1 pseudogene is annotated in these 1,222 nt (G+C 75.9%); it reads right to left on the reverse strand.

The window, feature by feature from the left end:
* Positions 1–243: 243 nt before the first annotated feature.
* Positions 244–1,222: pseudogene (locus tag AC2W7A_RS12625) on the reverse strand (hypothetical protein); the annotation flags it as partial.

The following is a 1,222-nucleotide window of genomic DNA, read 5'->3' on the forward strand; positions in this document are numbered from 1 at the left end:
CGACCCGGCGCGCGGTCGCGGCGGGCTCGCTGGTCGACCGGGTGCCGGCGCGTCGTCGGCGGGGGTGGACAGGCTGATCTCGGGCCCCAGGTCCGTCTCGGAGGGACGCAGGGAGGGCACCGCGGAGGCCACGGCCGCGACGACCGCAATCAGGGCGATGAGGACGGCGAGGCGACTCCGATGGCTCTCTTGGTGAACATGGCTCCATCCTCCGATGCCGTGATGAGGCCATGATGAGACCCCTCAGCCGGTCCGGGGACGAGGCTCCTCCCGGCCGTCCGCGTCCTCCTGCAGGCCGCGGATCCGTGCTCGGACGCGCTCGGCGGACGACTCGTCGCCGAGCCGCTCGTGGCACTGCTCCAGACCGGTCAGTGCCGCCAGCCGCACCAGGTGCGGGGCCTGCTCGTCGTCGGCGAGCAGGGAGAACAGGGTGACGCCGGTGTCCGGTGTCCCGTCCTCCGCGGCCACGTAGGCGGCGAAGAGCTCGGCCTGGCGGGCGCCGCCGGGGTCGTCCGCGTCCACGAAGAGGTCGGCGGCCTGCAGGGCCGTGGAGACCGCCTCGTCGCCGCGGCGCAGCGCCCACAGGGAGCGGGCCCTGGTGTCCAGGTAGTCGGCCTCCTGCCAGTGGGCGGCGGACTCCCGGACGAGCGTGAGCGCCTCGTCGAGCAGGGCCAGGCCGGCGGGGTCGCCGAGCTCGCACGTGACGTAGCCGAGCGAGTGCAGGGCGATGGGGAGCACTGTGGGGTCCTGCCCCTGCACCCGGCGGGCCAGGCGCACCGCGCGTTCGAACATGGCCTGGGCGCGGGGGCGCCGTGTCTCGTCCTGCCGGTTCAGCAGCGCGCCGGCGGCCAGCAGGGTCCGGGCCGCGTCGTCGGACCGGTCGCAGCCCTCGAACAGGTCCGCGGCCCGTTCCCAGGCCGTGAGGGCCGGCTCGGTCTCGCCCAGCTCGTGGCGGGCGTGGCCGAGGTCGACGAGGGCGCGGGCCTCGTCCGCCTCGGAGCCCGCCGTGCGTGCCCGCCGCACCACCGGCTCGAGCACGTCCACCGCCTCCACGGCCTTCCCGTGCATGATCAGCTGGTGCCCCCACCAGTAGGTGAGTGTCGCCGCCTCGGGAGCCTCGGCCTTCTCCGCGTTCACCGAGGCGATCTGCCAGGCCAGCAGCGCCGCCCCGGTCCGGGACGGGCGGCGGCCCCCGAGCACCCCGGGCCACCAGGGGCGGGCG

It is taken from the genome of Micrococcus sp. LASM2_SD2 (assembly GCF_057364565.1).